Below are 24,003 nucleotides of genomic sequence, written 5' to 3' on the forward strand. Positions count from 1 at the left end.
GGCAGCCGCTCGGGCTGCCGTTTTGTTGATCCTAGTTCTCGCAAGCTACGCCGTCGCCGTCACCGTCGAGTTGACGGGAATAGCCGGGGTCGCTTGCGTGCAATGGATTTTTCCCCGCAGCTCTTACCTCCGAGCAGTTCCGGTAAGTGACGGAGCTTGACTTGATCTTTGTGTCTGCAATTTTTGTGTCAGTGCTCTTCGTACTCGTGCTCTTGGTGCTTGTGCTCTTGGAGGTTGGCTTCACATCGCCGTCGGCACCTCCGTCAATCACGAACAAAACTCTTGTGCCGTCCGAGTAGTCGTCCAGATGATTGCCTACCCAGGATCCGGCTCCACGGTTGTCGGAGGGAGTTATGTAAGCAATATCCGCTCCCGTACCGCCTTCATCGCACATGGCCATTGGCCATTCATCGCGGTCATAGCCGGACTTGGTTGGAATGCCGGCTAATGACTTCGAACGGTTGGCATCGGCGTCCCCGCGGTCCAAGGTGCAGACCGGCGATTCTCCGTCTTTGATCGCGTTCTGAATATGTGCCGCAGTCTCCGGATATTGGGCTGCAGGGAAGTGGACGATCACATCGTATTTGGTTGAAGCGACGGTTGTTGTTGCCGGTTCAGATGAAGGCATGGCGCAACCGCCAACCCCTAATAACAGGAGGGAAGTAATTAATAATATCAAATTCAGTTTGCGGATTCCAAATGGAAGGAACGTGGCCATAACAATCCCCTTTATCTAAGATGTCCAGTCTATCTTATAGGAAATAGGGAGGGATTACCATGCAAATCCTTCCACTCTTAATCCTCCCAGCTCTTATAAATACGCCGCACTTCCCTGAAAGCTTGCTTTGGCTTCCGGTATTCATTGACGAGTCCTTTATTGTTGAAGCTTCGGGCACGATCGCGGAAATGGCTGCCGTTGCTCTTCAGATCGCCCCGAATATCCGCAAACTGCCAGATGTAGGTACCGCCGATTCGGGGGTCTTCACGGAAAATATGAAGAGCTTCCGTCACGATATGCGACTGGTAATCTTCGCTGAATAACCGCGGCTCCCATCCCACATCGCCGAAAATTCCGGCGCCTCCGAACTCGGTCATGAGGACCGGTTTATCCCCGGCACCAAGCGCCTCGGTACGTTCATGGAATTTCTCGAGCATTCCCTTAAAGCCTTCTACTTGCCCTTCATACCAGCCATAATATTTGTTGATGCCAATGACGTCAACTAGCGGCAGCAACACATCCTCAAGAGGATGCATGGTCGCGTAGGTAACTAGTCTGCTGGAGTCAAGCTGCCTGACAAGCTCAACCATTCGTTTCGTTAGTTCATAGGCATCTTGCGTCCGGGAGTCGATCTCGTTATGTACCGACCAAAATACAATGGAGGGATGATGTTGATGCATATTAACCATCTCTTCCATCATCGTTAACGCGCGTTCTTGGAATAGAGGTTCGCATACCGTCTCGTTCGGCAACATAGCCCCCCAGATTGGGATTTCGCTCCAAAACACAATCCCGTTCTCATCCAGAAGATCGAGCCAATAGGAGCTTTGAGGGTAGTGGGAACCGCGAACCGTATTGCATCCAAGTTCAAGGATAATGTCGAGATCCTTCCGCATGAGCTTGGGAGGGAAGGCGAATCCCCATTCCGGATGCTCCTCATGCCGATTTACTCCTTTGAGGTAGACGGGAGAACCGTTAATGAGAATACGATGCTGGCGAGTCTCGATCTTGCGGAACCCGATCCGCTCAATCTTGTCGTCTTCGTCAAGCATGGCCTTGAACAGATAGAGTTCCGGAGCGCCAGGGTTCCATAAGCGAACATCGGTCCAATTGAGTTTCACCTCAAGTTCCAACGTTTGCCCTGCGCCGACCCGTAGATTCTGGGAATGGATCTGCTGGTCTCCTGCGTACAACGTGAAAGGAGTAGATTCATCCTCGAGCGATAGAGAACGAATGTTGACCCGGACGTTAATATTTGCATCTGACTCATCCAGCTCATATTTGATTTGAAGCTTATCGAGATACAGATTGGGAACAATCTGTAATTCTACAGAACGGATGATCCCTCCATAATGAAACCAATCGACAAGTTCTGTAGGAATCGTAAGTTTGTCCAAGGTGCTGTCCGTCCGGACAATGAGCTCATGTTCCCCCGCCGGCAAGGAAGGCACAATAAATTCGAATGGGGTATAACCGCCATAATGGTAGCCAAGATGTTGACCGTCTAGGTAAACGTCGGCATGGCCTAAGACAGCATGGAAAATAAGACGGACATGCTGCGAGTCTTTTGTCCGCAGCTTTTTCCGGTACCAGGCAACGCCTTCATAATCATACAGATGCAGTTCGTTATTCCAGCAGGAAGGGACGTGCAGAACTTTCTCGGGATGTGGAAATCGCTCATGCCAGTTATTTTGCAATCCATGATCTTCGTAGTCTCTTATAAAATCCCAAGGTCCGTCGAGCAGCGTGGTTTGGCGAATATGATGTTCGGCAAATGTTCTTATCAAGATAGCTCCTCCTCTAGTTCAATCGGTCATAGCATGGCAGGTAATCGTCTGATAATATGGATAATATAGCATGTTGAAACCATTGACTGAATGGAAGAATCCGAATATGGCTTGTAAATTTCGATTCTATCAAGCAACGGACCGAAGGAGGGGAATGCGCATGGATGACACCAGACAAGTTACCAAACATCTTGTACCGCATATCCACTTCATCATCGATAAATTAACGTATCCCGGCTGGAAGGATATACGCAATCTAGTTCATATCCATAGTTTCTACTGGATTCATGAAGGAGAGGGGACCTTTATGACCAACGCCGAATATAAAGTCGAGGCAGGCATGCTTGTTTATCTGAAGCCGGGGCTCGAGATGTCGATGCGGGTAAATCCAGTGGCGCCGCTCCGGATGACAATGGTGCTGTTTGAATGCGCTGAACTTAGGTATGAGGCGGTATGGAAGGATATGAAGCCCGTACAGAAATTGGATTTTCCTTTCCTAAGCCAATATGCGGAGGCTCAGGCCAATGAGCTTGGCTCTATGTTCAAGCTATTGTATCAAAGCTGGGTGGCCAGAATGTCTGCTGGTCCAAACATGCCGGAAGCTCATTTGCAATTGTTGCTTGGCAGATTGCAGCAGCTTGAAGCACCGGAATGGAATGTCGACGAATCAGGTTTGTTTGCTGCCTACGAGAAGGTCAAACAAAGTTTGGAGAGCCGTTATAAAGAGAATTTGCGTATTGAACAGTTGGCGGAAGAATACAATATATCTCCTTCTTACTTGCGAAAGATGTTTATGAAGTATACCGGCCGGAGTCCCAAAGAGTATTTGAATCAGATCCGCAACCAGCAAGCTTGCGGGTATCTCGTGTACACGGACTACCCCGTTAAGCAAATCGCGAAGTTGTGCGGCTATTATGAGGAATATCATTTCAGCAAAATGTTCAAACAGATGAATGGATCTGCTCCCAGCGTATTTAGGGAAAAGAAGAGGGCAGAGCAGCATGCAACTTATGGTCTCTCAGAAACGTTACAATAGAAAAAGAAATATTTTCCAATAAGGGGATTTAGATGAGAGTGAAGTGGATCTGGCCGCTATTGCTGGTGTTAATGGTAACTGTACTTACGGCTTGCTCGCATGTCGCGAATTCAACTGCCGAGACTACGATTGAATCAGGGGCGCCAAACGAAGATTTGTCCGTTAGAGCGGTTGCCGCGCATGAAGCGGGGAAGCTGGTCATTCAACCGGCGAGCCACGCAACCGTAGAACAGCTTGGGGCTCCAAGTTGTTGGGGGCTGGAAACGGATCTCAGATGGACTGGTGATTATGAAGCCGTATGGGAGCCGATAAACGGCGGTGAAGCCAGCATACTTATGACTTTTCCCGGGCAATTGGAGATGATCGAACCAACGGACGAAACCATCGATCTTCAGAAGGTCACGATCGGAGACACCGATCTATTCGCCTATTATCCGCGTTATACCGATTGCCATGCTCTTGAAGCGTATCTATTTGGCGTGAAGGACGGTCAAGCTTTTCCGATTAAGGCAGAAGCCTGGGATGGTCACGGCATGATGGATACGATTACTCAACATCCGCATTACCCTCTTCAAGTTACGGGCAACGAACTTGTAGTCACCGGCGGACAAGGGGCCGGGCAAGATTTCATTAACGTTTACCATTACCAATATGATTCTGAGCAGCAAGTGCTGAAGCTGAACAAGACGGATCAAGTAAGTCCTGAGGACCTTATGCAAGCAAACAACCCGTAAGGAGGCCTATTCATGAAAGAGACGGAACATACAACAACAGAAACGGAATCTTCTGCTTCTACTTCTACTGTTGCATCTTTTAACGAGGCGACGGACCATTACCAGAAAATAATGGGCGTTCCGAACAAGTCGGCAGATTTGAATAGTATGCCACGCGTATTACGCTGGTTTGCGTACTTCTTCTATACGGTTCTAATTGCGGGAGCATTGTTGTTTCTAGTCTCTTGGCTGGTTCATAAATAACGTTCCGTACATGCTGACAAGGAGGTCTTCAACCATGTTATGGGATGAGAGGTATTTGACGCTGTATGAGCGGTATGGCGGCGAGACGGTTCCCGTTGAAGCGACGCTTGAGGAATTGTCCGAACTATTATACTGCACGCCTCGCAATGCTAAGCTAATATTGAAAAAGCTGCAAAACGAGCGGCTGATCGAGTGGCTGCCCGGCCTTGGCAGAGGCCATCGCTCGAAGATTGTTTTTCATAAAGAGAAAGAATCTTATCTCATTGATTACGCCATTAGCGTGGCGGAGCAAGGCGATTACAAACGGGCATTTGACAGCATTGCGCAATATGGGAGCGGCACGACGGCGAGGGAGTCGTTCCTGGAGTGGCTGAATCAGCAATTTGGTTATAAGAAGGGAGAAGGGGTTTACGGGGAAGAATGCCGGGATACGCTCGTTTTTCCCGTGTTAAAAGCTCCGCTCACTCTCGATCCAGCCGATCTGTTGTATGCCTTCGACTCGCATCTTATTCGTCAAATCAGCGACCGGTTAGTAAGATACGATGAACCAACCGGACAAATCGCTCCTATGCTTGCGCATAGCTGGACGCCTAGTTCTGACTACAAGGAATGGACCTTTTATTTGCGCAAAGGCGTTCGCTTTCATAATGGTGCCGAACTGACGTCACGGGATGTTCAGTTTACGCTGGAGCGTCTTTGGAAGGAGAAAGCCAACAGCTGGCTGCTGCGCGAAGTTGTTCGGATCGAAAACCTAAGTCTAAGGGTGCTGCGAATCTCGTTAAAGCGGCCTAACCGGATTTTTGACCGATACATGTGCTCTGCGGCGGCCAGCATCATTCCTTACGAATTTGCCGGAGCTGCGGAAGAGGAATTCTGGAGAAAGCCGATCGGAACCGGACCGTTCCAGCTTGCCAGTTGGTCAAATGGACGAATCCGGCTGGAAGCGAATGACGCGTATTTTCAAGGTAGGCCTTATTTGGACGAAGTAGAGGTTGTCATCATGCCGGAGGATTGCAGCAAAGACTTGGACCAGCTCGCTAAAGTTCATCATAGTCTGGATACGATGAAATTGGAACCGAACATGACAACGAATGAGTGGCAGGAGATCGAGAAGTTGTGCCATGGCTGCGTCCTGATGAACTGGAATGTGGCGGCTGAAGGCCCTCAGCAGTCCGTTGCTTTCCGGCAAGCCGTTCGAAAGATCATTCAACCGGAAGAGATGATTAAGGAGCTTGGCGGAGAACGGGCGATACCGGCGTTTGGTTTCCGGCCGGAGTCAAGCATGAAGCAGTCAGTAGAGCCAGTTCAGCCTGGGCAAATTAATGAATTATTGAGAGAATCCGGCTATGCGGGCGAGATGCTAAAGATTTCGTATATTCCCAAATATCGCGAAGACGCAACATGGATTATGGAGCGGTTGGCGGAATGGGGCATACAATCCGAAACGCACGAAGATATAGAGCATGCGGACATCAAAATATCAGGTCTTGTATTCCCAGAAGATGAAGTATGCGAGATAGAGGCTTATGAGCACCGCGACTGTATCATGCAAACTTATTTCGACGCTGCGCGCCAAAGCTGGATTGGCGGCCGGATTGATGAAGCTCTTGCTGCCGAGACAACGGCAGAACGCCGTCGGATCCTGAAGGATATCGAAGAGTATTTAAGGGATGAATCGCTAATTATATTCCTGCATCACAGGCGGATCAGCATGTATTGGCATCCATCCGTGCGCGGGGTAAGCTTGAATATGCTGGGATGGGTCGATTATAAGGATGTTTGGCTGGAACAGCATGGAATATCGGCATTACAGGAGCAATATTAGGAGGACGGTCCCATATGAGGGGCCGTTTTTTGTTTGTTTCCCCCTACTTTTGGACTGGAAAAAATTTATTATCAAAAAATTTGCGAAAAACTGCACTTTTTTATCGCTTTGTTACGTCTATTAGATGTCGGCCGCAAGATTGAAAATATTTGCTTCTAGCAATTGCGTGGTTGATAGATTTATAATGGGCTATCATCTGATAGGTGAAAACCGTGGAGAAAGGATGGAACAAGTGAAGAAGTTTCTTAAGATTACAAGCATTTTTATTATCGTATGGGCCGTTATTTCCGGTATTTTTATGTTTTTTACTGATTCAGGATATCAGCTTCGGGCGATGGCAGCAGAGAGCATCCTGTCCTCTCAACATCGGCAATGGGCAAAATATACATTTATTCCGCAGAGCGAATTGGACGCCATGTTGAAAAATATTAACGATCCAAATTATGTGAATAGCGCGACAGGCAAGGATGATTTGGACGATCTGGTCAACGTAAAGTCGGATAAAGATCTATACGTTAGCGTGGAGTCGATCGAGGGCTATACGAATCCGACACATTATTACAAAGGTAAAATCATTACGATCTCGAACCCGAAACGGGTGAAGCTGGTCAGCTCGCAGCTTGCGGATCATGGCGAACAAATCTTCGTTATTGCCAAACGGGCGAAAGCTCTTGCCGCGGTTAACGCGAGCGGATTCGTCGATTTGAACGGACATGGCAACGGTGGAGCGTCAACGGGCGTTGTGATTGAGAATGGCGTCATTAAAAGCCAAAACAAAAACACAAAGCAATTTGTAGCGGGCATTACAAAAGACGGCGTAATGATCACCGGCAAGTACAGCGCGAATGAATTAATCAATCTCGGGGTACAATACGCAGCAGGATTCAAACCTCAGCTCATCGTGAATGGCCAGAAGATGGTACAAGGCGATGGAGGCTGGGGCTGGGGGCCGCGTACGGCGATTGGCCAAAAAGCGGACGGCAGCATTATGCTGGTCGTGATTGACGGTCGTCAAGCTCGTTCTGTAGGCGCCAGCATCAAAGAGGTACAGGATTTGTTATATGACCGCGGCGCCATTAATGCTATGTGCATGGACGGCGGTTCGTCCTCTTCGATGTATTTCAACGGCGATAATATTACGATTCCTTCTTCCCGCAATAATATTCCTCGTTATTTACCGAATGTATGGGCTTTGATCCCCGAAGCCGGAGACGTCATGCATGTTGATGTGGACGGCGAGCAAGTAAGCTCTTTCGAAGGACTTGCGCAATAATGCAATAGTAAGGGTAGACGACCTCCTGACGTATGGATATGGAATCCATGCAGCAGGAGGTTTTTTTATTATCAGAGTATTTTTATTATCAGAGTAATTGAAGTCAGCCATCGAATTCTCCCTATAATGCAACAGAACGTTCGTTGTTATAATGAAGGAAATAAGGATTGACAGACACAGAACAGGAGTGTGAAAATGTTGGTAAATCTGATGACGGCCCGTCTTGAAAAGTACATTGCTGCGGTACCAACCGCCTTAAGAGCATGGCCGGAGGAAAAGTTGCATACGCCTCTTGCCGTTGGGAAATGGTCCAAAGTACAAATCCTTGGTCATCTATGCGATTCTGCCATAAACAATGTGAGAAGAATGATTGAAGCGCAAGCGAGTAATGAAGTTTATCTCATAGCGCCATATAATCAGAATCAGTGGGTGGAAGCGCAAAGTTATGGGAATGCTCATGTTGACGATGTGATCACGCTATGGGAAAGCTTGAACCGCGCAATGGCAAGAGTAATTGCCGCAATCCCTGACGATAGGAGTTTGTCCCGTCAAGTAAAGCTGCCAAGTGGAGAGTTGCACACGTTAGAATGGCTGATCATGGATTATATGGTACATTTGGAGCATCATTTGCAACAGATCTCTCCGGAACTGGTTGAGAAGAGATAAGCCTATGGAAGAGGGGAATCCTGCTATGACATTTCATTCTGCTAGCAGCAGGCTAGAAACATTGGGAATTGTATTGCCAACCGCAAGCGAACCAGCCGCTAGATATGCGAATTGCGTTCAAGTAAACGGTTTGTTATTTGTATCCGGAAAAGGCCCTTCAGGTGGCCCGAAAGGCAAATTAGGCAAAGATTATTCCACCGAAGAGGGGTATCACTTCGCGCGTCTTGCCGGTATAGAGGTACTGGCAGTGCTGCAATCGGCATTAGGTTCGCTGGATAAGGTGAAGCGTGTCGTTAAGATACAAGGTTTCGTTAACGCGGATCCCAGCTACGAGGAGCATCACAAGGTGTTAAACGGCTGTTCGGATCTTATGATGGACGTATTCGGAGAAAAAGGCGTACATGCCCGTTCCGTGTTGGGAGCGGCTTCTGTAAGGGATAATCTCCCGATCATTATCGATTCCATCTTCGAGGTGGAAGACAACTAATACAGTTTGAGGCCGGTGGAATTCATCCACCGGCTTTTTTTATTTTGGTGACAGATAAATTGACGCAATTAATCGCAGGATGTGCATCATGCACAAGGAAATGAAATTATTTTATCACTATATCTATATTTAATGTAAGTATTATTGACGTGGAAATGACAATGACCTATATTACCTCTAAGCTTTTGAATGATAGGTTACATTTGATCGGCATAATTGGGGGAGGGTCTGCTATGAAGAAGCTGATGATGGTAGTCGCTGCAGCTTTACTTGTCTTCACTGCTGCATGCTCAAAGGAAACAAGTTCGAATCAAACGGAAACGGGCGCTAACACGGGAGGAGACAAGGACAAACCGCGAGTGGCATTCGTCTATCTCGGCGTACCCGGTGACGGCGGCTGGACGTATGAGCATGATCAAGGGCGCAAGATGATGGAAGAGGAACTGGGCATTAAGGCTACTACCGTAGAGAACGTTCCGGAAGGCGCGGATGCGGAGCGCGTATTCGAAGAGCTGGCTGAGAAAAACGACATTATTTTCGGCACAAGCTTTGGTTATATGGACGCGATGTACGCCGTTGCCCAGAAGCATCCGGACGTAAAGTTCCTTCACGCGAGCGGCTATAAGACGTTGGACAATCTCGGCACCTACCTGGGCAAGGAATATCAAAGCGCGTATCTTGTAGGAATGGCTGCAGGCAAAATGACTAAAAACAATCATCTCGGTTATGTCGGGGCTTACCCGATTCCCGAAGTGATCTATACGATTAACGCATTTACGCTTGGCGTACAAAGCGTCAATCCGGATGCAAAGGTCGACGTGGTGTGGAGCAATACTTGGTTTGATCCAACGGCGGAACGCCAGGCAGCGACAAGTCTATTGGATAAAGGGGTAGACGTGCTGGCAGCTTATCAGGATTCGCCGGCGAGCATTCAAGCGGCGGCGGAACGCGGAGTATGGGGAATTGGCAACGACTCGGATATGAGCAAATACGCGCCGGATTACTACATATCCAATCCGAAATGGAACTGGGGACCTTATTACGTACAGACAGTAAAAGCCATTATGGACGGCACTTGGAAGACGGAAAGTTATTTTGGCTCGATGAAAGACGGAATCACGGATATTGCGCCGTTTGGCAAAAATGTTCCGCAGGAAGTGAAAGATTTGGTGGAAGCAAAGAAAAAAGAAATTCTGGATGGAACGTTTGATGTCTTTAACGGCCCGATTGCCGATCAGTCAGGAGCAGAGAAGGTACCTCAAGGCAAAGAGATGACCGTCGACGAAATTTTGAATATGAACTGGTTTATCAAAGGAATTGAAGGAACAATCCCGCAATAACGGGGGATGGAAAGGGAAGTGGCTGACATGATTAGAAAAGATCCCGTACTCGAGCATGAATGGCATCCGGTGGCAATTGCCGCCGATGTCAGCGACACTCCTAAGCAGGTAATTGTTTTGGGCGAGAAGGTCGTCATTTTCCGAACCAAACAAGGGGTTAAGGCAATGAAGGACCTCTGTATTCACCGCGGTGTTCCTCTGTCGCTTGGCCGGGTGGAGAATGATCAGATTGTCTGTGCTTATCATGGATGGTGTTACGACGGAGACGGGCGATGCGTTCGAATTCCGTCTCTCCCTCCTACGCAAGCAATTCCTTTGAAAGCCAAGACGCACACGTACCCTTGCACGGAACAACATGGATTTGTCTGGGTATGCCTTGGAGAGCCAAGAGAGGAACTTCCGCCGCTTGCGGGGAAGGTAGAAGAGGCCTTGCTTCCGATCTGGATGGGCCCATATCCGGTGCAAGCTTCTGCACCTCGCGTCATTGAGAACTTCCTGGATGTATCGCATTTAATGTTTGTCCATGAAGGTCTGCTGGGCGACAGTGAATTTGCGGAAATTAAAGATTATAACGTGCATCAGGTGGACGGAGCGTTGATCACCGACGAGATTGTCGTCTTCCAGCCGGATCCCGACGGACGAGGCGTTGGCGTCAATAACCGTTATATCTATGAGATTTATACCCCGTGTTGCGTCAAGCTGGTCAAACGCAGCGAAGGATCGGAAGAAGAATTCCATCTCTTCCTGATCGTACTTCCGGAGACGGAGACGACTTGTACGGCGTTTATGCTGCAGCTTCGCAACTATTCGCCCGAAGTGCCGGACCAGGTGTTCATCGACTTCCAGAATACGTTATTGGAACAGGACAAACGAATCGTCGAAGAACAGAAGCCGGAGCTGCTGCCGCTTGATCTGCAAGCGGAACTGCACCTCAAGTGCGACCGGGTAGCCATTGCTTATCGGCGCCGACTGAGGGAACTTGGCGTAACGATTGGCACGGACTAATAAAAAAGCCTGCAGCTGAGCTGTAGGCTTTTTCCATTTCAGAATAGTTTACATAACTATTATTATGTAATGAGTGAATCGCATTTCATCGAAGAAGCGGCATCGTACGCCAGAACCTTTTCCAATTAATGGTGTTGGTCATCATGAGGGTGATGAAATAAAAGAGCGTAGAGAGCACAATCGAAACAACTGTCGACCATCCCGTTGTCCAGCCTTCATATTCGAGGAACGCCATGGACCAGCGGCCAAACAGAGCCATAAGCACCATGCATAATCCAACCTTGATGTAAGGCTCAACCCGCCAATAAAAGCCGATGGAGCTGGAGATCGAGAAGAAGTTCAGCATCATTTGCAGCACCATTCCGATCCCGATCCCGAATGCTACGCCCATAATGCCGAATTGACTGCCAAACACATAGATGGACACCGCTTTGAAGGACGTTGCAATAACAAAGTTCCAGAGCGCGGCATTGGTTCGTCCAAGACCAAGGAGGATGGCATGAAGCGGAGCATCAAAGTAATGGAAGAAAAACATCGGTGCCAATACCTGGAGCAACACCCCGGCGTCTGGAGCGCCATAAATAACGGAAGTTAATGGCGTAGCCCATTGAAACAAAATAACGGTTGCCGGTGCGCCGATCAAGAGCCCCACGATCATCGCCTGATTCATCCGTTCATGAATAAGGAGCGTATTCTTGCTGACGGCTGCTTCGCTGATGGCAGGAACAAGAGCGGTTGACAGAGAATTCGTAATAAAGCTTGGCATGAAGAGCAGCGGGAACGCATAGCCGGCAAGCAAGCCAAACTGTTTGGTCGCCATTGCCGTGCCAATCCCGGCCATCGCCAGACTTGTCGTAATCAGAAGCGGCTGAAAAGCGCTGTATACGGAATGAATGACGCCTTGACCTGCCGTCGGCAATCCTAAGTTCAGCAGCTCGGTCAGCGTGCTTCTCCCATGCTTAAGATGGGTTTTCCACGTTTCGCCTACGGCTTTCCGTTCACCATAAAGCTTGTAACTAACTGAGAGAAAGAGGAGACTGATCAACTCACTGATAACGGATGCGGCCATTGCACCTGCTGCTGCATAAGCGACCCCGTAAGGAAGAAGCAGATGAACAAGCGCCAATACGCATGCAATTTGCACCGTATGCTCCAGTACATCGGAAGCTGCGATTGCCTTCATCTGCTGCATTCCGCGGAAGTACCCTTTCAGCACCGCAGAAATGGCTACAATTGGCGCAATTGGCGTAATCGCAAGCATGGCGTAATACGCCCGCTGATCGCTTAGCAGAATGGAGGCGATCCATTCCGAACCAAGCAGCGAGAACGTTGTAAGCGAAATACTTAGAATGGATGTGATGGCTAACGAAACATGAAGGATTCGCCTGATTTTTGCACGGTCGCCTTGCTCGTTGGCTTCCGCGACCAATTTGGAAATCGCTATGGGAAGTCCAAGTTCGGTAATCGTTATGACGAGAGGAACGAGCGGATGAGCCATCATGAGAAGGCCAATGCCTTCTGCACCAAGCGCGCGGGCGATGTACATTCCGCTGATAAAACCGAGGATCCGGTTGATGAATGCGGCGCCAGACAATACTAACGTACCTTTGACGAACGATGATTTAGGATTTGCCATACTTTCCTCCCGTAAATCGCTTGAATACTTAAGTGTATTCACCGATTGGAAAAGCATGCGAACAAGCTGCACGGAGGAAAAGGTTTTGAGAGGAGTAGGAATAATGAATGAGTTGGATATAGCGATCAAATTAAGAGAGTCCGGTTTATTGGAAGAATCCAAATCGATGCTGCTCGCATTAGTAGAACAATATCCTTCAAATCCTCAGGTGTGGTATCACTGCGCCTGGGTGCATGATTCAATGGGCTTGGAGGGGGCCGCCGTGCCTTATTATCGGCAATCGCTGGAGCTTGGAATAAGCGGCGAAGAGCGGCAAGGCGCTTATCTTGGCCTCGGTAGCACCTACCGTACTTTGGGCAGATATGACGAGGCAAAAGCATGCTTCGAAAAGGCGATGAAGGAATATCCGGAAGCAAGGGAATTCCAAGTTTTTTATGCCATGGTCCTTTATAATTTGCAAGAACATAGCTCCGCCATGGAAATATTGCTGAAGCAATTGGCAGAGACAAGTGAAGACAAAGGCATAAGGGATTATCGTAAAGCACTATTGTTCTATTCGGATAAATTAGATCAAACATGGAATTAACGGATTGGCTATTTTTAAATTTACTGCAACTTGACTTGACTTGGAGTTAACTCCAGATGCGATAATAACGGCGACTAAACAAGAAAGCAGGGGATAGCTGTGGAATATGTAAAGTTAGGAAATACCGGTCTTGATGTTTCTCGTCTATGTTTGGGCTGCATGAGCTTTGGTGAAGTTGGGCGCTGGAATCATCCATGGATTCTTGATGAAGAGAACAGCCGTCCGATTATTAAGAAAGCTCTTGATCTTGGCATTAATTTCTTCGATACCGCGAATATTTATTCAACCGGGGCAAGCGAGGAAATCGTTGGCCGCGCGTTAAAGGATTATGCCAATCGCGATGAAGTCGTTATTGCAAGTAAAGTGTTCTTCCGGATGCAACCGGGGCCAAACGGCGCAGGCTTGTCCCGGAAAGCCATCATGAAAGAAATTGATAATACGCTAACGAGATTAGGAACCGATTACGTCGATCTGTACCAGATTCACCGCTGGGATTACAACACTCCGATTGAAGAAACGATGGAGGCCTTGCATGATGTCGTGAAAGCCGGCAAAGCGAGATACATAGGGGCTTCCGCCATGTACGCATGGCAATTCCAGAAGGCGCTTCATGTCGCGGAGCAAAATGGCTGGACACGATTCGTAGCGATGCAAAACCATCTGAATCTTATGTACAGAGAAGAAGAACGCGAGATGATGCCGCTGCTCCGAGCAGAGAAGATTGGCGCCATTCCGTACAGCCCTCTTGCATCGGGACGTTTGGTCCGCGATTGGAATACCGTCACTCACCGTTCACAAACCGATGAAGCGCAGAAAATGAAATACGATGCGTCAGCCGAGCAGGACCGTCTCATTGCCGAACGGGTTGCGGCTGTAGCTGAGCGGCGCGGCGTTCCCCGCGTTCAAGTCGCGCTTGCATGGCTCTTGCAGAAGGAAGCGGTATCCTCGCCAATTATCGGAGTTACAAGCATGGCTCAACTGGAAGAGACCATTGGATCGATTGAGCTGACTTTGACGCCGGAAGAGATCAACTACTTGGAGGAGCTGTACGTTCCTCATCGCGTGGTTGGTGCCTTGTAACCAATAAAGCTGGTTCCGATGATCAGATGATCGTTGGAGCCAGCTTTTTCTCGTTTAATGCTTAACGGGGCTTGGTATCTATTGGTCGTTAAAGTAATAAAATTCAGTTAGGAACCAAAAACAAGAGGTGATGCGTCATGGCCTATCTGTATTATCCCTATATCGGCTGGAAGCAGCAGTGTACCAACGTCCCGTTAATATTCCCGCCGCAACATCAAGACCGTCAACCGGGTTTGGAATATCCGATGCATCCCCGTCCGTTATCGGATAATCCTTCGTATAGGGGAAGCGGCAAGCTAAAAGATAAGGTTGCGATTATTAGCGGCGGAGACAGCGGAATCGGCCGTGCCGTCGCTATTGCTTTTGCCAAGGAAGGCGCGGATCTGGTTATTCCTTACCTTGACGAACACCGCGATGCGGAAGAAACCAAACAGATGATAACCAAGCTTGGAAGACAATGCGTGATGATCCCGATTGACTTAAGAGTAGAGGACAACTGCAAGATCGTCGTTGAAACTACAATCCAGACATTCGGCAAACTAAACATACTGGTGAACAATCACGGCGTTCAGTTTCATAAGGAAAGCATACTTGATATTTCGAGAGAACAACTGTTGAACACGTTCCATACGAATATTATTTCCTTTTTTGATATGACCAAAGCCGCTTTGCCCCATCTATGCGCTGGGAGCACGATTATTAATACGACTTCGGATACGGCATTCTCAGGCATGGCCAATATGATTGACTATACGGCGACTAAAGGCGCAATTGTTTCGTTTACGCGCTCCTTATCTTTACAGTTAGCGAAGAAGGGGATTCGAGTAAATGCCGTTGCGCCGGGACCTACCTGGACGCCGTTAATTCCGTCAGCCTTTACGGCGGAAGAGGTCAACACTTTTGGCCATGATGTTCCGTTAGGCCGCCCGGGACAGCCATTTGAGCTGGCGCCCGTATACGTTCTGCTTGCGTCCGACGATTCTTCCTACATATCTGGGCAAGTGTATTTCGTAAACGGCGGTTCGGTTGTTACGTAAGGCAGGTTTTCTAAGAAGACGATGGCCGACTTATCGGCTGTCGTCTTTTCTTTTGCGTAGATTTAAGTAATTAAGCATATTTATCAACTAACAATGTTGCATAAATGACGATAAAGGCATACAATGACTTATATCATGTTGCGAGTTGCCTTAAGTGAAGGAGGAAGCCAGCCTATGTTTCAAGAGGAACGCATCAGCTCCATCATGGAGCATTTACACGAACATAAACGAATTGATATCAAAGATATATGCCAGAAATTCGATGTATCGCGGGATACAGCCCGTCGGGATTTGCTTCGAATGGAGGAACTTGGCCTTATTCTCAGAACGCACGGGGGAGCGGTCCTTCCTAAGAAATCCAAAGAGATATTTGAATATAAGGATCGGCTTGTCAAAGACTCGGACGTGAAGCGGGATATCGGACGACTAGCTGCATCCCTCGTTAAGAACGGCGATTTTATTATGATGGATGCTTCAACGACCGTTCAGTTCGCGGCGGAACATGTTACGGCGGAGCAAGTTGTCGCGGTGACGAACTCCATCGATATTGCCGACGTGCTTTCCCGTAAAACGTCGATTCGCACCTACCTGCTTGGCGGCGAATTAAATGCGCAGCACCGTTTTCTATTCGGTCAGGCAACGATAGACAGCCTGGCTAATTACCAAGTGGATAAGTTATTTCTTGGCGCATGCGGGATTACGGAAACCGGATTGTCCTATCCGGACGTGGAAGACGGCGTTGTGAAACGGGAAATGATCAAGAGGGCGAATCAAGTTATTTTATTGGCGGACCATACGAAATTCGGCGACCAGCTGTTCTACCAAATCGCCGGCTTGGATGCCATAGATCTGCTCATTACCGACCAGCAGCCAGATCCGGCTTTTATGGAGAAGCTTGCTGAGCATCATGTGGAACTACTAGTTGTATCGGAGGAGGATCTTAATGATTAAGTTGATTGTTAGCGACTTGGACGGCACTTTATTGGATCATAACAGACAAATAATTGAACGCGACCGGCAAGCCGTACGGAAGGCGTACGAGAGCGGCTTTACCATTTGCATCGCATCCGGCCGAATGAATTCCGAAATTCAGATGGTCATGGAACCTTTCGCGCAGCCATTTCATGCTGTTGGCCAAAACGGGGCAACCGTTCGCCTGAATAACGCACGATTGCTTGGAGCTAAGGAATTTACGCCGGAACTGTCGGCACAGCTGCTTCAGGCGGTGCCTAGGGATGCCTTTATCAATTTCATACATTGTACCAACGATGATTATTTCGCGCGTGTACGCAGCGAAGCTATTATGCCATACGAAGCTAGAGTGATGACATCAAGTTCTGTTCATGATGACTTGGAACAAGCGTTGGCAAGCGATGAGCTTCGTTGCTCCAAGATGGTTTATTTCGGTGAACTGGAGAGGTTGAACCAATTGGAAGAGCAACTGAACCGTACGTTCGGGGATCGGATCGAAACGTTCATCAGCGATAAAGATTGTCTCGATGTCATGCCGCGTAATGTCTCCAAGGGCACAGGAATTTCGCTTTTGATCAAGGAACTAGGAATTAAACCGGAAGAAATCGCATGTATCGGCGATTCTTTCAACGATCTGTCCATGTTCGCCTTGACGCCGCATAGCTATGCAATGGCACAAAGCCCGGAGGAAATCCGCAACCGTGCGAACACGGTCGTAAACTCCGTCGCGGAAGCTATTGACCATATCATGGCTTATAACACCGCTTCATTGGTGTCTTAGCTCTTAAGTGTAAAGTGTAAGGCAGCCTTCATGCATGATGCATGAAGGCTGCCTTTTAGCATTGGTTAAACCGAATGCACGACCTGGTCGATAATGCCGTACTCGAGCGCTTCCTGCGCGGACAGGAAATAATCGCGGTCCATATCCTTTTCGATTTTCTCGAGCGGCTGTCCTGTACGGTCGGCTGCTAACTGATTCAACCGGGCTCTTGTGTCTAGAATGCGTTTGGCGCTGATCGCGATATCGCTTGCTTGCCCTTGGGCGCCGCCATGCGGCTGATGGATCATAACCTCGCTGCTTGGCAGCGCGAATCTTTTTCCTTTTGCTCCGGAGAGCAGTAGAATCGCCGCGAACGATGCGGCCATACCGACGCAAATCGTATGGACTTCGGGCTTGATGTACTGCATCGTATCATAGATGGCAAACCCTGCCGTAGTAGACCCGCCAGGCGAATTAATATAGAGGCTGATCTCTTTGTCGGGATCTTCCGCGGCAAGGAACAGCAACTGCGCAACGATGCTGTTTGCGACTTGGTCGTCGATCGCTGAACCGAGGAAAATAATCCGGTCCTTCAATAGCCTGGAATAAATATCATAGGAACGTTCTCCGCGGTTTGATTGTTCAACTACATAAGGAATAAAGTTGCTCATTTCCAATCCCTCTTTCCTTCGTTTGATGTCTTACATGTCAAGCAACGAATAGGGAAGGCGGAAAGATACGCCGCAAAAAATAATTCCGCATTGCGTATCTTTTTTATGGCTTCGCTCGTTTACTGAATTAAGGATGCGTATAATAGCAAGTAACGGAGGTGTCCGAAATGGCTGATCCAACGATGAACAAGGATAATAAAGAATGGGAACGGCTGCAAGGCGTTTTGAGCCGCTACTGTATAGGTTTGACGAAAACTAGGGCGGAAGCCGAGGATCTCGCACAAGAGACTTGGCTTAAAGCCATTGAATCCCTGTCGCTGCCGAATCATGCGAATCCCGATGCTTACATGCTTCGAATCGCACGCAATACTTGGATCGACCGGGTAAGACGGCAATCGACGCAAGTGCGCATTATGGAATCCGTACGGAGCTCTGCCAAGAAGCATGAATTACCGGATGAGAGCAAGCTCGGATCGGAAATGGCCATGCAGGCGATCATGGAGTATCTGTCGCCGTTGCAACAAGCGGTGTTTCTGCTGCGGGACGTATTTGGCTATTCCGCGCAGGAAACGGCATTGCGCTTAGGGATTTCGATAGGCGCTGCCAAAGCTGCCTTGCATCGTGCCCGAGCGGCATTGCCTTCCGTGCGGCACGCTATTCACCAGGGAACTCTCCCTTATCCGGATGATGAAGGTTTGCGTCATGTGCTGCGGGCACTAGCCATTGCTTATGAAGGCGGCGACGTTGATGCGATGTTGACGCTTGTGCAACAAGGAGAGCTTGAACCTGCTTCGGCGATCGCGGTGCTGCAGAGCAGAAGACAACAATCCTCCGGCGTATCCAGTCATCGAAGAAACCCGGCATTGCCAATGGCACTTGCCGCATAGAACAAACAAAAAGCTGTTCCCCCAAGCATTTGCTTATAGGGAACAGCTTTTTTAATTTGGAATCAATTCACTTGCCGCTGAGTAGACTCTTTGAACCGCCAATTCATGAGCACCAAACCTATCGCTATGATCGTAAGCATCACGCCAAGTATCCGGAAACCTTCAAAGCTGAAGGCATTTCCCATGATGATGCCGATTAATAGCGAGGACAGTATAGTTCCCATGTAACGCGACGTATTGAACAGGCCAGCTGCAACCCCGGCCATTTCTTTAGGCGAGCTTTGGAACAAAGCCGCCTGCATGCCCACACTATTTAATCCGTTGCTGATCCCAAATGCCGCTAAGGCGAGACAGACGCTAACGACAGGGGACGACTCGTTCAACGTTACGAGCCATATGGAACCTATAGCCATTAGACAGGCAGCGGTTATGAGCGCCGGACGAGGTCCTGACCGTTCAATCCAGCGCCCGGCAATCGGCGAGACGGCAACCGAACACAGTCCAAGGCTAAGCATCAATATTCCCGTATGATAGTCGCTAATCTGCCGCACGAGCTGCAGGTACGACGGAATGCCAAAAAAGAGGGAATAGAACAACAAATTAACGACAATGAATTGAATATTGACCCAAGTGAGAGCGGGATATTGTGCAAAGACCCGAAGCGGAATAAAAGGCGTCGTTGTTCTTAATTCATGTCTGACGAACAAGATCAGCATCAATAGTCCGGCTAATCCGATCATGGCATCCATTCCTAAATGGCCATGCGACGAATTAATCGATAGCAACCCATACAAGAGGCCCACTAGTCCCATGGCAAACAACAAGATGCCGGGGATGTCGATATTTTTGACCAAACCTTGCGTACTGGACGCTTCATCCTTCGGGATAACCTTCCACGCCAAGATGGAGCTAGCAATCACAAAGGGGATGTTGACGAGGAAAATCGCATGCCAATCCCACCAATGAATGAGGAGCCCGCCTACAAAGGGACCAATCGCTGCAGCGCCTGAGAGGAAGATCGACAAAATGGATAAAGCGGTCGCCTGCTTCTCCGTCATATGAATGCGTACGATAGCCATGCCTACCGCTACGATCATGCTTGTTCCGATCGATTGCACGACTCGGAATACGACCAGCCATCCAAAGCTCGGGGATAACGGAGCGAATAGGGAAGCCAAGAAGGAAACGAGCAGCCCGGCGAGGAAAATTTTCCTCCTTCCGAACAGATCGCTGGCTCTGCCAAGAACAGGTTGCGCAATGGCGCTTGCGATATAGAAGGAGAAGATAATCCAAGATACAACCGTATAGTTCAATCTGAAATCTTCTTGTAATCTTGGTATGGCAACCGAAACCATCGAGGAATTTAACGGGTTTAACATAATCCCGAGTCCAACGGACATCATTAACCACCAACTGCGGGCATTCATTGTAAAGTTCCCTCCAACATGTTTTAATGTTATCTTAATCCATATGAATCATTTACTCTAACGCATTTCATGTTATGATTCCATAGATCCGAAGGAATGATTGGAGGATGAACAGCCGTGGAGCTGCTTCAATTGCAATATTTTATTACGGTAGCCCGGATGGAGCATGTGACGGATGCCGCGCGTACTCTGCATGTGACCCAGTCTTCCTTAAGCAAGACCATTCAACGTTTGGAAGAGGATTTGGGCGCTCCGTTGTTTGACCGAACCGGGAGGAAAATGCGGCTGAACGAATTCGGAGTTCGTTTCCTGCGCCGCGCGGAGAGGGCCCTATTCGAATTGGAGCAAGGTAAGCAGGAGATCAAGGATTTAACCAGCTCGGAGCCTACCATTCTGGAATTGGCGGTCACAACAGCAAGTACCTTGCCCCCTATCCTTCGCAACTTTCGAAAAAAAAGGCCAGACATTCAATTCCATGTGCAAATGTTATCCACAGACGAGGTTGTTACGTTGCTTCACCGCGGGGAGGTTGATTTCTGTTTATCTTCGCCACCTATTTACGGTGAAGATTTGGAATGCCAGGTTGTATGCTTGGAATCCATCCTCATAGCCGTGCCCAAGTCGCATCACTTGGCTTCCCGAACCAGCATCCGCCTCATTGAATTGAAGGAGGAATGGTTTGTTGGAGTAAAGAAGGGGTTCGGAACTCGCGACCAGGTTGACCGCATCTGCCAATCCGTTGGCTTCAGTCCTCGCTACGTCTATGAAGGCGATGAACCCGCGAGGTTGAGTTCTCTTGTTGAAGCGGAGATCGGCATTGCTTTTATCCCAAGCACGGCGCGCGATTCGCGCGAACCCGTTCACTATATTGAAATCGAAGAGCACCAATTGGTCCGGGAAGTAGCCTTAACCTGGCAGAAGAGCCGGTATATATCGCGGGCAGCCGAACAATTCCGCGAGGTTGTCATCGAATATTATAACGGTGACGTTACTAAAAAATAAGCGGGCCGTCAGTGTCGAACGGTTTTAATCGAGGGAGGTTTGAGTTAACATATTTAATGGAGTCACTAACGAAGACGGAGGAACTTAAGTGGACAACTTTGCATGTCTGTACATTATTCGCGGGGAGCCTTATAGGGCGGGAACGATCGTGAATTTGAATGAGGATGACACCTATATCGGAAGGTTATCCAATCAGTTGACTCCGGATATCGCCTTTACCAATCCGTTTATTTCGAGGCAGCATATCGTCATTCGCAAAGAAAATGATAAAGCAGTGCTATACGATAAAGGAAGCCGGCACGGGACGGAACTGAACGGCGAAAGAGTGAAGCCGCATAGGCCATATCCGCTCCATAATTTCGACATTATCAAATTAGCCAATGGCATGAGCGTTCTTCATTTCTCCTATATGTTCGCAGACCAAACGCTGGAGCTCGAGCCTCTTAGCGTCACGAGACAAATGGAGATTCCGGGAATGCCGCTGACGATTTATTGGGAGAAGCGGGAATGCGTAGTGGAGGGGCAGCGAATTGCGATGTCGGAGAAAGAGTATTTACTGATCCGGCTCCTTCACGAGAATGCGAACCGGCTTGTACCGCTTGAAGATATCAAATCAACGGTATGGCCTGAACGATTAGCTGGGGAGGAAGGCATTCCGGATGTCACGCTAGATGAACTTAACGCTTTGATCTACCGGGTGCGCAAAAAATACGGCAAAGACACCTTCCTGATTAGCGCGGTGCGCGGAAGCGGCTACGTACTCGAATCGGAGATCGTATCTTCCTGACGAAAGTAGGAGAATAACCTTCATGAAATATATACAAGCGGATTACTCAGGACCACTTCACGGCAAAGTACATATTCCCGGAGCTAAGAACAGTACGCTAGCGTTGCTTGCTGCCGCATGTCTTGCAGATGATATCGTCACGCTTGAGGGGATTCCTCAAATTGACGATATCAGGCTAATTGAAGGGATCAGTCAGGATATCGGAATGCAGCTGAAGCAAGAGGGCGGACAAGTCGTGCTTGATCCGCGCTGGATTCACAGTGCAGCCATCGATCCGGGCAAATCGTCAAGTTATCGGGCTTCGTATTATTTTGCCGGTGCGCTCTTGGCCAAATTCGGCAGAGTAACGATAGGATTTCCCGGCGGAGACGATTTCGTATCGAGACCCATTGACCAGCATATTAAAGTGTTCCAAGCACTTGGCGCGAAGGTTCAGATCTTCCAAGATTACTTTGTAGTAGAGGGGACGGAGCTTAAGGGAGCGGATATTTACTTCGATACGATCACTTCCGGCGCTACCATCAATGCGATACTGGCTGCTTCGCGCGCCAAAGGACGTACCGTTCTGCATAATGCCGCGGTAGATCCGGAGGTAGTCGATACGGCTGCCTTCTTGAACCGGCTTGGCGCCAGAATCTACGGGGCTGGCACCGATCGGATTCGAATTGAAGGCGTGTCTTACTTGAACGGCGGTTCGCATACGGTTATTCCGGACCGGCTTATTGCCGGCGCATTCCTGATGGCAGCCGGCTTGAACGGCGGGCAGGTTACGGTGGAGGATGTCATTCCAGAGCATCTTGGTTCATGTCTGGCCAAGCTGGAAGAGATCGGGCTTCAAATCGAATGCGGGGAAAACCATATTACGGCGTACGGGACGGGTTCGCTCCGGGCTACTCGCATCCGGACAGGCATGTATCCGGGCTTCGCGACAGATCTGCAGCAGCCAATGACTGCGCTTCTTCTGCAAGCGAAGGGCAAAAGCATCATTACGGAACGCGTTTATCCGATGAGGTTTGCCCATGTGCCTCAGCTTCGAAGGCTTGGGGCGGAGATTGAAATCCGCAAAGAAAGCGCCTTTATCCGAGGCGGACTTCCACTCTCCGGAGGCTGGGTGCATGCGACTGATGTACGGGCAGGCACCTGTCTATTGATGGCGGGTTTAGCGGCGGAAGGAAGCACCTATATTACGGGAATCGAGCATATTGAGCGTGGTTATGAGGATGTAATTGGCACGTTCCGATCGATCGGCGCGAAGGTATCCATTCATGACCGGCCAGATATGATAGTCACCGAAGACCGTATTCTGAGTTAAAAAATTACCGACATCACAGAAGCCTCTAACTGATTTAAGTTAGAGGCTTTTTTAATCCAGTATGAGCCTTGAGAGAAAAGGAGTTGGCGCAAATGGGTTCCCGAATGATGCATTATTGCATGACTTCCGAAATTAATAAATTTCTCTATTCGTCGAAAGAATCGCGAATTCATCTGGGAGGACTTGCTCCTGACTTAACGCATCCCGTTTATGCCCCTAAATCAGTCACTCATTTTGTTCAGATCAACAGTGCGGGCATTAAAAGGACGGATTACGAGTATTTTGCCCGGAAGTACAAGGAGAACTTTGACGATTCTTTTTATGTCGGCTATTTAAGCCACCTTGTGGCCGATAACATCTGGTACGAGACCATGTATTTGAAATTAATCAAGTCACTCCCGGAGGAGAAGAGACAAGCGGCAATAGACAAAGGTTACCGTGATTTCAGAAGGTTAAACAAGCTATTGTTACGCTACTACCCTGTGTCTCCTCCCACTGAAATCCCGGTCATTGACAATGTGCGAATCGACGGTTTATATCCCGAATATTTACCGGTTATTACAGAGCAACTGATTGGCGACTTCCATATCGAAGAGCCGGTTACTCCTGACGATCTTGAAATTTATAACCTGGACGCAATCCTAGAATATGTTCGGTTATCCATCGAGGAAACGCTTAAAGTGATCCATACTGGATTGTTGATTCAGAGATAGCCATACACAGCCGTACTGA

Annotated in this window: 24 protein-coding genes and 1 pseudogene; 19 read left to right on the forward strand and 6 right to left on the reverse strand. The window is 48.6% G+C overall.

Annotated features, from left to right (window positions below; all coding sequences use genetic code 11):
- Positions 1 to 31: 31 nt before the first annotated feature.
- The 3 genes and pseudogenes from QQK89_RS24360 to QQK89_RS24370 form a co-directional block, all read right to left on the reverse strand.
- On the reverse strand, positions 32 to 271 hold the full coding sequence (locus QQK89_RS24360; RefSeq protein WP_284241565.1) for an excalibur calcium-binding domain-containing protein: 240 nt from the start codon (positions 269 to 271) through the stop codon (positions 32 to 34).
- A pseudogene (locus QQK89_RS24365) lies at positions 266 to 718 on the reverse strand (NucA/NucB deoxyribonuclease domain-containing protein); the annotation flags it as partial. The pseudogene QQK89_RS24365 and the gene QQK89_RS24360, both read right to left, overlap by 6 nt.
- Positions 719 to 795: 77 nt before the next feature.
- Positions 796 to 2,505 carry a glycoside hydrolase family 2 protein gene (locus QQK89_RS24370; protein ID WP_284241308.1) on the reverse strand — a complete coding sequence of 570 codons (1,710 nt, stop codon included), beginning with the start codon at positions 2,503 to 2,505 and terminating at the stop codon, positions 796 to 798.
- A 160-nt stretch (positions 2,506 to 2,665) separates the two neighbouring features.
- Between QQK89_RS24370 and QQK89_RS24375 the strand changes: the two genes are divergently transcribed.
- The 9 genes from QQK89_RS24375 to QQK89_RS24415 all read left to right on the forward strand — a co-directional run bounded on the left by QQK89_RS24375 (position 2,666) and on the right by QQK89_RS24415 (position 11,114).
- A complete protein-coding gene (locus QQK89_RS24375) occupies positions 2,666 to 3,541 on the forward strand; it encodes a helix-turn-helix transcriptional regulator (protein WP_284241309.1) in 876 nt (291 codons plus the stop codon).
- A gap of 32 nt (positions 3,542 to 3,573) precedes the next feature.
- Complete coding sequence (locus QQK89_RS24380) at positions 3,574 to 4,275, forward strand: hypothetical protein (protein ID WP_284241310.1); 702 nt, start codon at positions 3,574 to 3,576, stop codon at positions 4,273 to 4,275.
- Positions 4,276 to 4,287: 12 nt separating this feature from the next.
- Positions 4,288 to 4,518: a hypothetical protein gene (locus QQK89_RS24385; RefSeq protein WP_284241311.1), complete on the forward strand. Its 231-nt coding sequence runs from the start codon at positions 4,288 to 4,290 to the stop codon at positions 4,516 to 4,518.
- A gap of 34 nt (positions 4,519 to 4,552) precedes the next feature.
- Entirely contained in the window at positions 4,553 to 6,343 is a 1,791-nt protein-coding gene (locus QQK89_RS24390; protein ID WP_284241312.1) for an SgrR family transcriptional regulator, read from the forward strand.
- A 232-nt stretch (positions 6,344 to 6,575) separates the two neighbouring features.
- Complete coding sequence (locus tag QQK89_RS24395; RefSeq protein ID WP_284241313.1) at positions 6,576 to 7,616, forward strand: phosphodiester glycosidase family protein; 1,041 nt, start codon at positions 6,576 to 6,578, stop codon at positions 7,614 to 7,616.
- Between the two features lie 195 nt (positions 7,617 to 7,811).
- Entirely contained in the window at positions 7,812 to 8,282 is a 471-nt protein-coding gene (locus tag QQK89_RS24400) for a DinB family protein (RefSeq protein WP_284241314.1), read from the forward strand.
- Between the two features lie 25 nt (positions 8,283 to 8,307).
- A complete protein-coding gene (locus QQK89_RS24405) occupies positions 8,308 to 8,769 on the forward strand; it encodes a RidA family protein (RefSeq protein WP_284241315.1) in 462 nt (153 codons plus the stop codon).
- 233 nt (positions 8,770 to 9,002) lie between these two features.
- Positions 9,003 to 10,109, forward strand: coding sequence for a BMP family ABC transporter substrate-binding protein (locus QQK89_RS24410; RefSeq protein WP_284241316.1), 1,107 nt, complete (start codon positions 9,003 to 9,005; stop codon positions 10,107 to 10,109).
- 27 nt (positions 10,110 to 10,136) lie between these two features.
- Entirely contained in the window at positions 10,137 to 11,114 is a 978-nt protein-coding gene (locus QQK89_RS24415; protein WP_284241317.1) for an aromatic ring-hydroxylating oxygenase subunit alpha, read from the forward strand.
- A gap of 85 nt (positions 11,115 to 11,199) precedes the next feature.
- Here QQK89_RS24415 and spoVB read toward each other — a convergent pair whose 3' ends face one another.
- Positions 11,200 to 12,750: a stage V sporulation protein B gene (spoVB, locus tag QQK89_RS24420; RefSeq protein WP_284241318.1), complete on the reverse strand. Its 1,551-nt coding sequence runs from the start codon at positions 12,748 to 12,750 to the stop codon at positions 11,200 to 11,202.
- Between the two features lie 103 nt (positions 12,751 to 12,853).
- Between spoVB and QQK89_RS24425 the strand changes: the two genes are divergently transcribed.
- The 5 genes from QQK89_RS24425 (at position 12,854) to QQK89_RS24445 (ending at position 17,206) form a co-directional block, all read left to right on the forward strand.
- Positions 12,854 to 13,336, forward strand: a complete 483-nt coding sequence (locus QQK89_RS24425) for a tetratricopeptide repeat protein (RefSeq protein WP_284241320.1) — start codon at positions 12,854 to 12,856, stop codon at positions 13,334 to 13,336.
- A gap of 99 nt (positions 13,337 to 13,435) precedes the next feature.
- Positions 13,436 to 14,416 carry an aldo/keto reductase gene (locus tag QQK89_RS24430; RefSeq protein WP_284241321.1) on the forward strand — a complete coding sequence of 327 codons (981 nt, stop codon included), beginning with the start codon at positions 13,436 to 13,438 and terminating at the stop codon, positions 14,414 to 14,416.
- A 137-nt stretch (positions 14,417 to 14,553) separates the two neighbouring features.
- Entirely contained in the window at positions 14,554 to 15,453 is a 900-nt protein-coding gene (locus tag QQK89_RS24435; RefSeq protein ID WP_284241322.1) for an SDR family oxidoreductase, read from the forward strand.
- A 174-nt stretch (positions 15,454 to 15,627) separates the two neighbouring features.
- The gene (locus QQK89_RS24440; protein ID WP_284241323.1) at positions 15,628 to 16,404 is read left to right on the forward strand and encodes a DeoR/GlpR family DNA-binding transcription regulator; all 777 of its coding nucleotides are present in this window, start codon (positions 15,628 to 15,630) and stop codon (positions 16,402 to 16,404) included.
- On the forward strand, positions 16,397 to 17,206 hold the full coding sequence (locus tag QQK89_RS24445) for an HAD family hydrolase (protein ID WP_284241324.1): 810 nt from the start codon (positions 16,397 to 16,399) through the stop codon (positions 17,204 to 17,206). Before QQK89_RS24440 ends, QQK89_RS24445 begins: the two co-directional genes overlap by 8 nt.
- Positions 17,207 to 17,271: 65 nt before the next feature.
- On the opposite strand, the gene clpP is transcribed toward QQK89_RS24445, so the two are convergent.
- Positions 17,272 to 17,856: an ATP-dependent Clp endopeptidase proteolytic subunit ClpP gene (clpP, locus tag QQK89_RS24450; protein ID WP_284241325.1), complete on the reverse strand. Its 585-nt coding sequence runs from the start codon at positions 17,854 to 17,856 to the stop codon at positions 17,272 to 17,274.
- Between the two features lie 167 nt (positions 17,857 to 18,023).
- Between clpP and QQK89_RS24455 the strand changes: the two genes are divergently transcribed.
- Positions 18,024 to 18,743: an RNA polymerase sigma factor gene (locus QQK89_RS24455; protein ID WP_284241326.1), complete on the forward strand. Its 720-nt coding sequence runs from the start codon at positions 18,024 to 18,026 to the stop codon at positions 18,741 to 18,743.
- A 62-nt stretch (positions 18,744 to 18,805) separates the two neighbouring features.
- On the opposite strand, the gene QQK89_RS24460 is transcribed toward QQK89_RS24455, so the two are convergent.
- Positions 18,806 to 20,170, reverse strand: coding sequence for an MFS transporter (locus QQK89_RS24460; protein ID WP_284241327.1), 1,365 nt, complete (start codon positions 20,168 to 20,170; stop codon positions 18,806 to 18,808).
- Between the two features lie 117 nt (positions 20,171 to 20,287).
- Here QQK89_RS24460 and QQK89_RS24465 point away from each other — a divergent pair, with 117 nt between their 5' ends.
- From QQK89_RS24465 to QQK89_RS24480, 4 genes are all read left to right on the forward strand, one after another.
- Positions 20,288 to 21,172, forward strand: a complete 885-nt coding sequence (locus tag QQK89_RS24465; RefSeq protein ID WP_284241328.1) for a LysR family transcriptional regulator — start codon at positions 20,288 to 20,290, stop codon at positions 21,170 to 21,172.
- Positions 21,173 to 21,260: 88 nt separating this feature from the next.
- On the forward strand, positions 21,261 to 21,959 hold the full coding sequence (locus QQK89_RS24470; protein WP_284241329.1) for an FHA domain-containing protein: 699 nt from the start codon (positions 21,261 to 21,263) through the stop codon (positions 21,957 to 21,959).
- Between the two features lie 22 nt (positions 21,960 to 21,981).
- Positions 21,982 to 23,271, forward strand: a complete 1,290-nt coding sequence (murA, locus tag QQK89_RS24475) for a UDP-N-acetylglucosamine 1-carboxyvinyltransferase (protein ID WP_284241330.1) — start codon at positions 21,982 to 21,984, stop codon at positions 23,269 to 23,271.
- Positions 23,272 to 23,363: 92 nt separating this feature from the next.
- Positions 23,364 to 23,984, forward strand: coding sequence for a hypothetical protein (locus tag QQK89_RS24480; RefSeq protein ID WP_284241331.1), 621 nt, complete (start codon positions 23,364 to 23,366; stop codon positions 23,982 to 23,984).
- Positions 23,985 to 24,003: the final 19 nt, after the last annotated feature.

It is taken from the genome of Paenibacillus glycanilyticus (genome assembly GCF_030161375.1).
In the GTDB taxonomy this organism is placed as follows: domain Bacteria; phylum Bacillota; class Bacilli; order Paenibacillales; family Paenibacillaceae; genus Pristimantibacillus; species Pristimantibacillus glycanilyticus_B.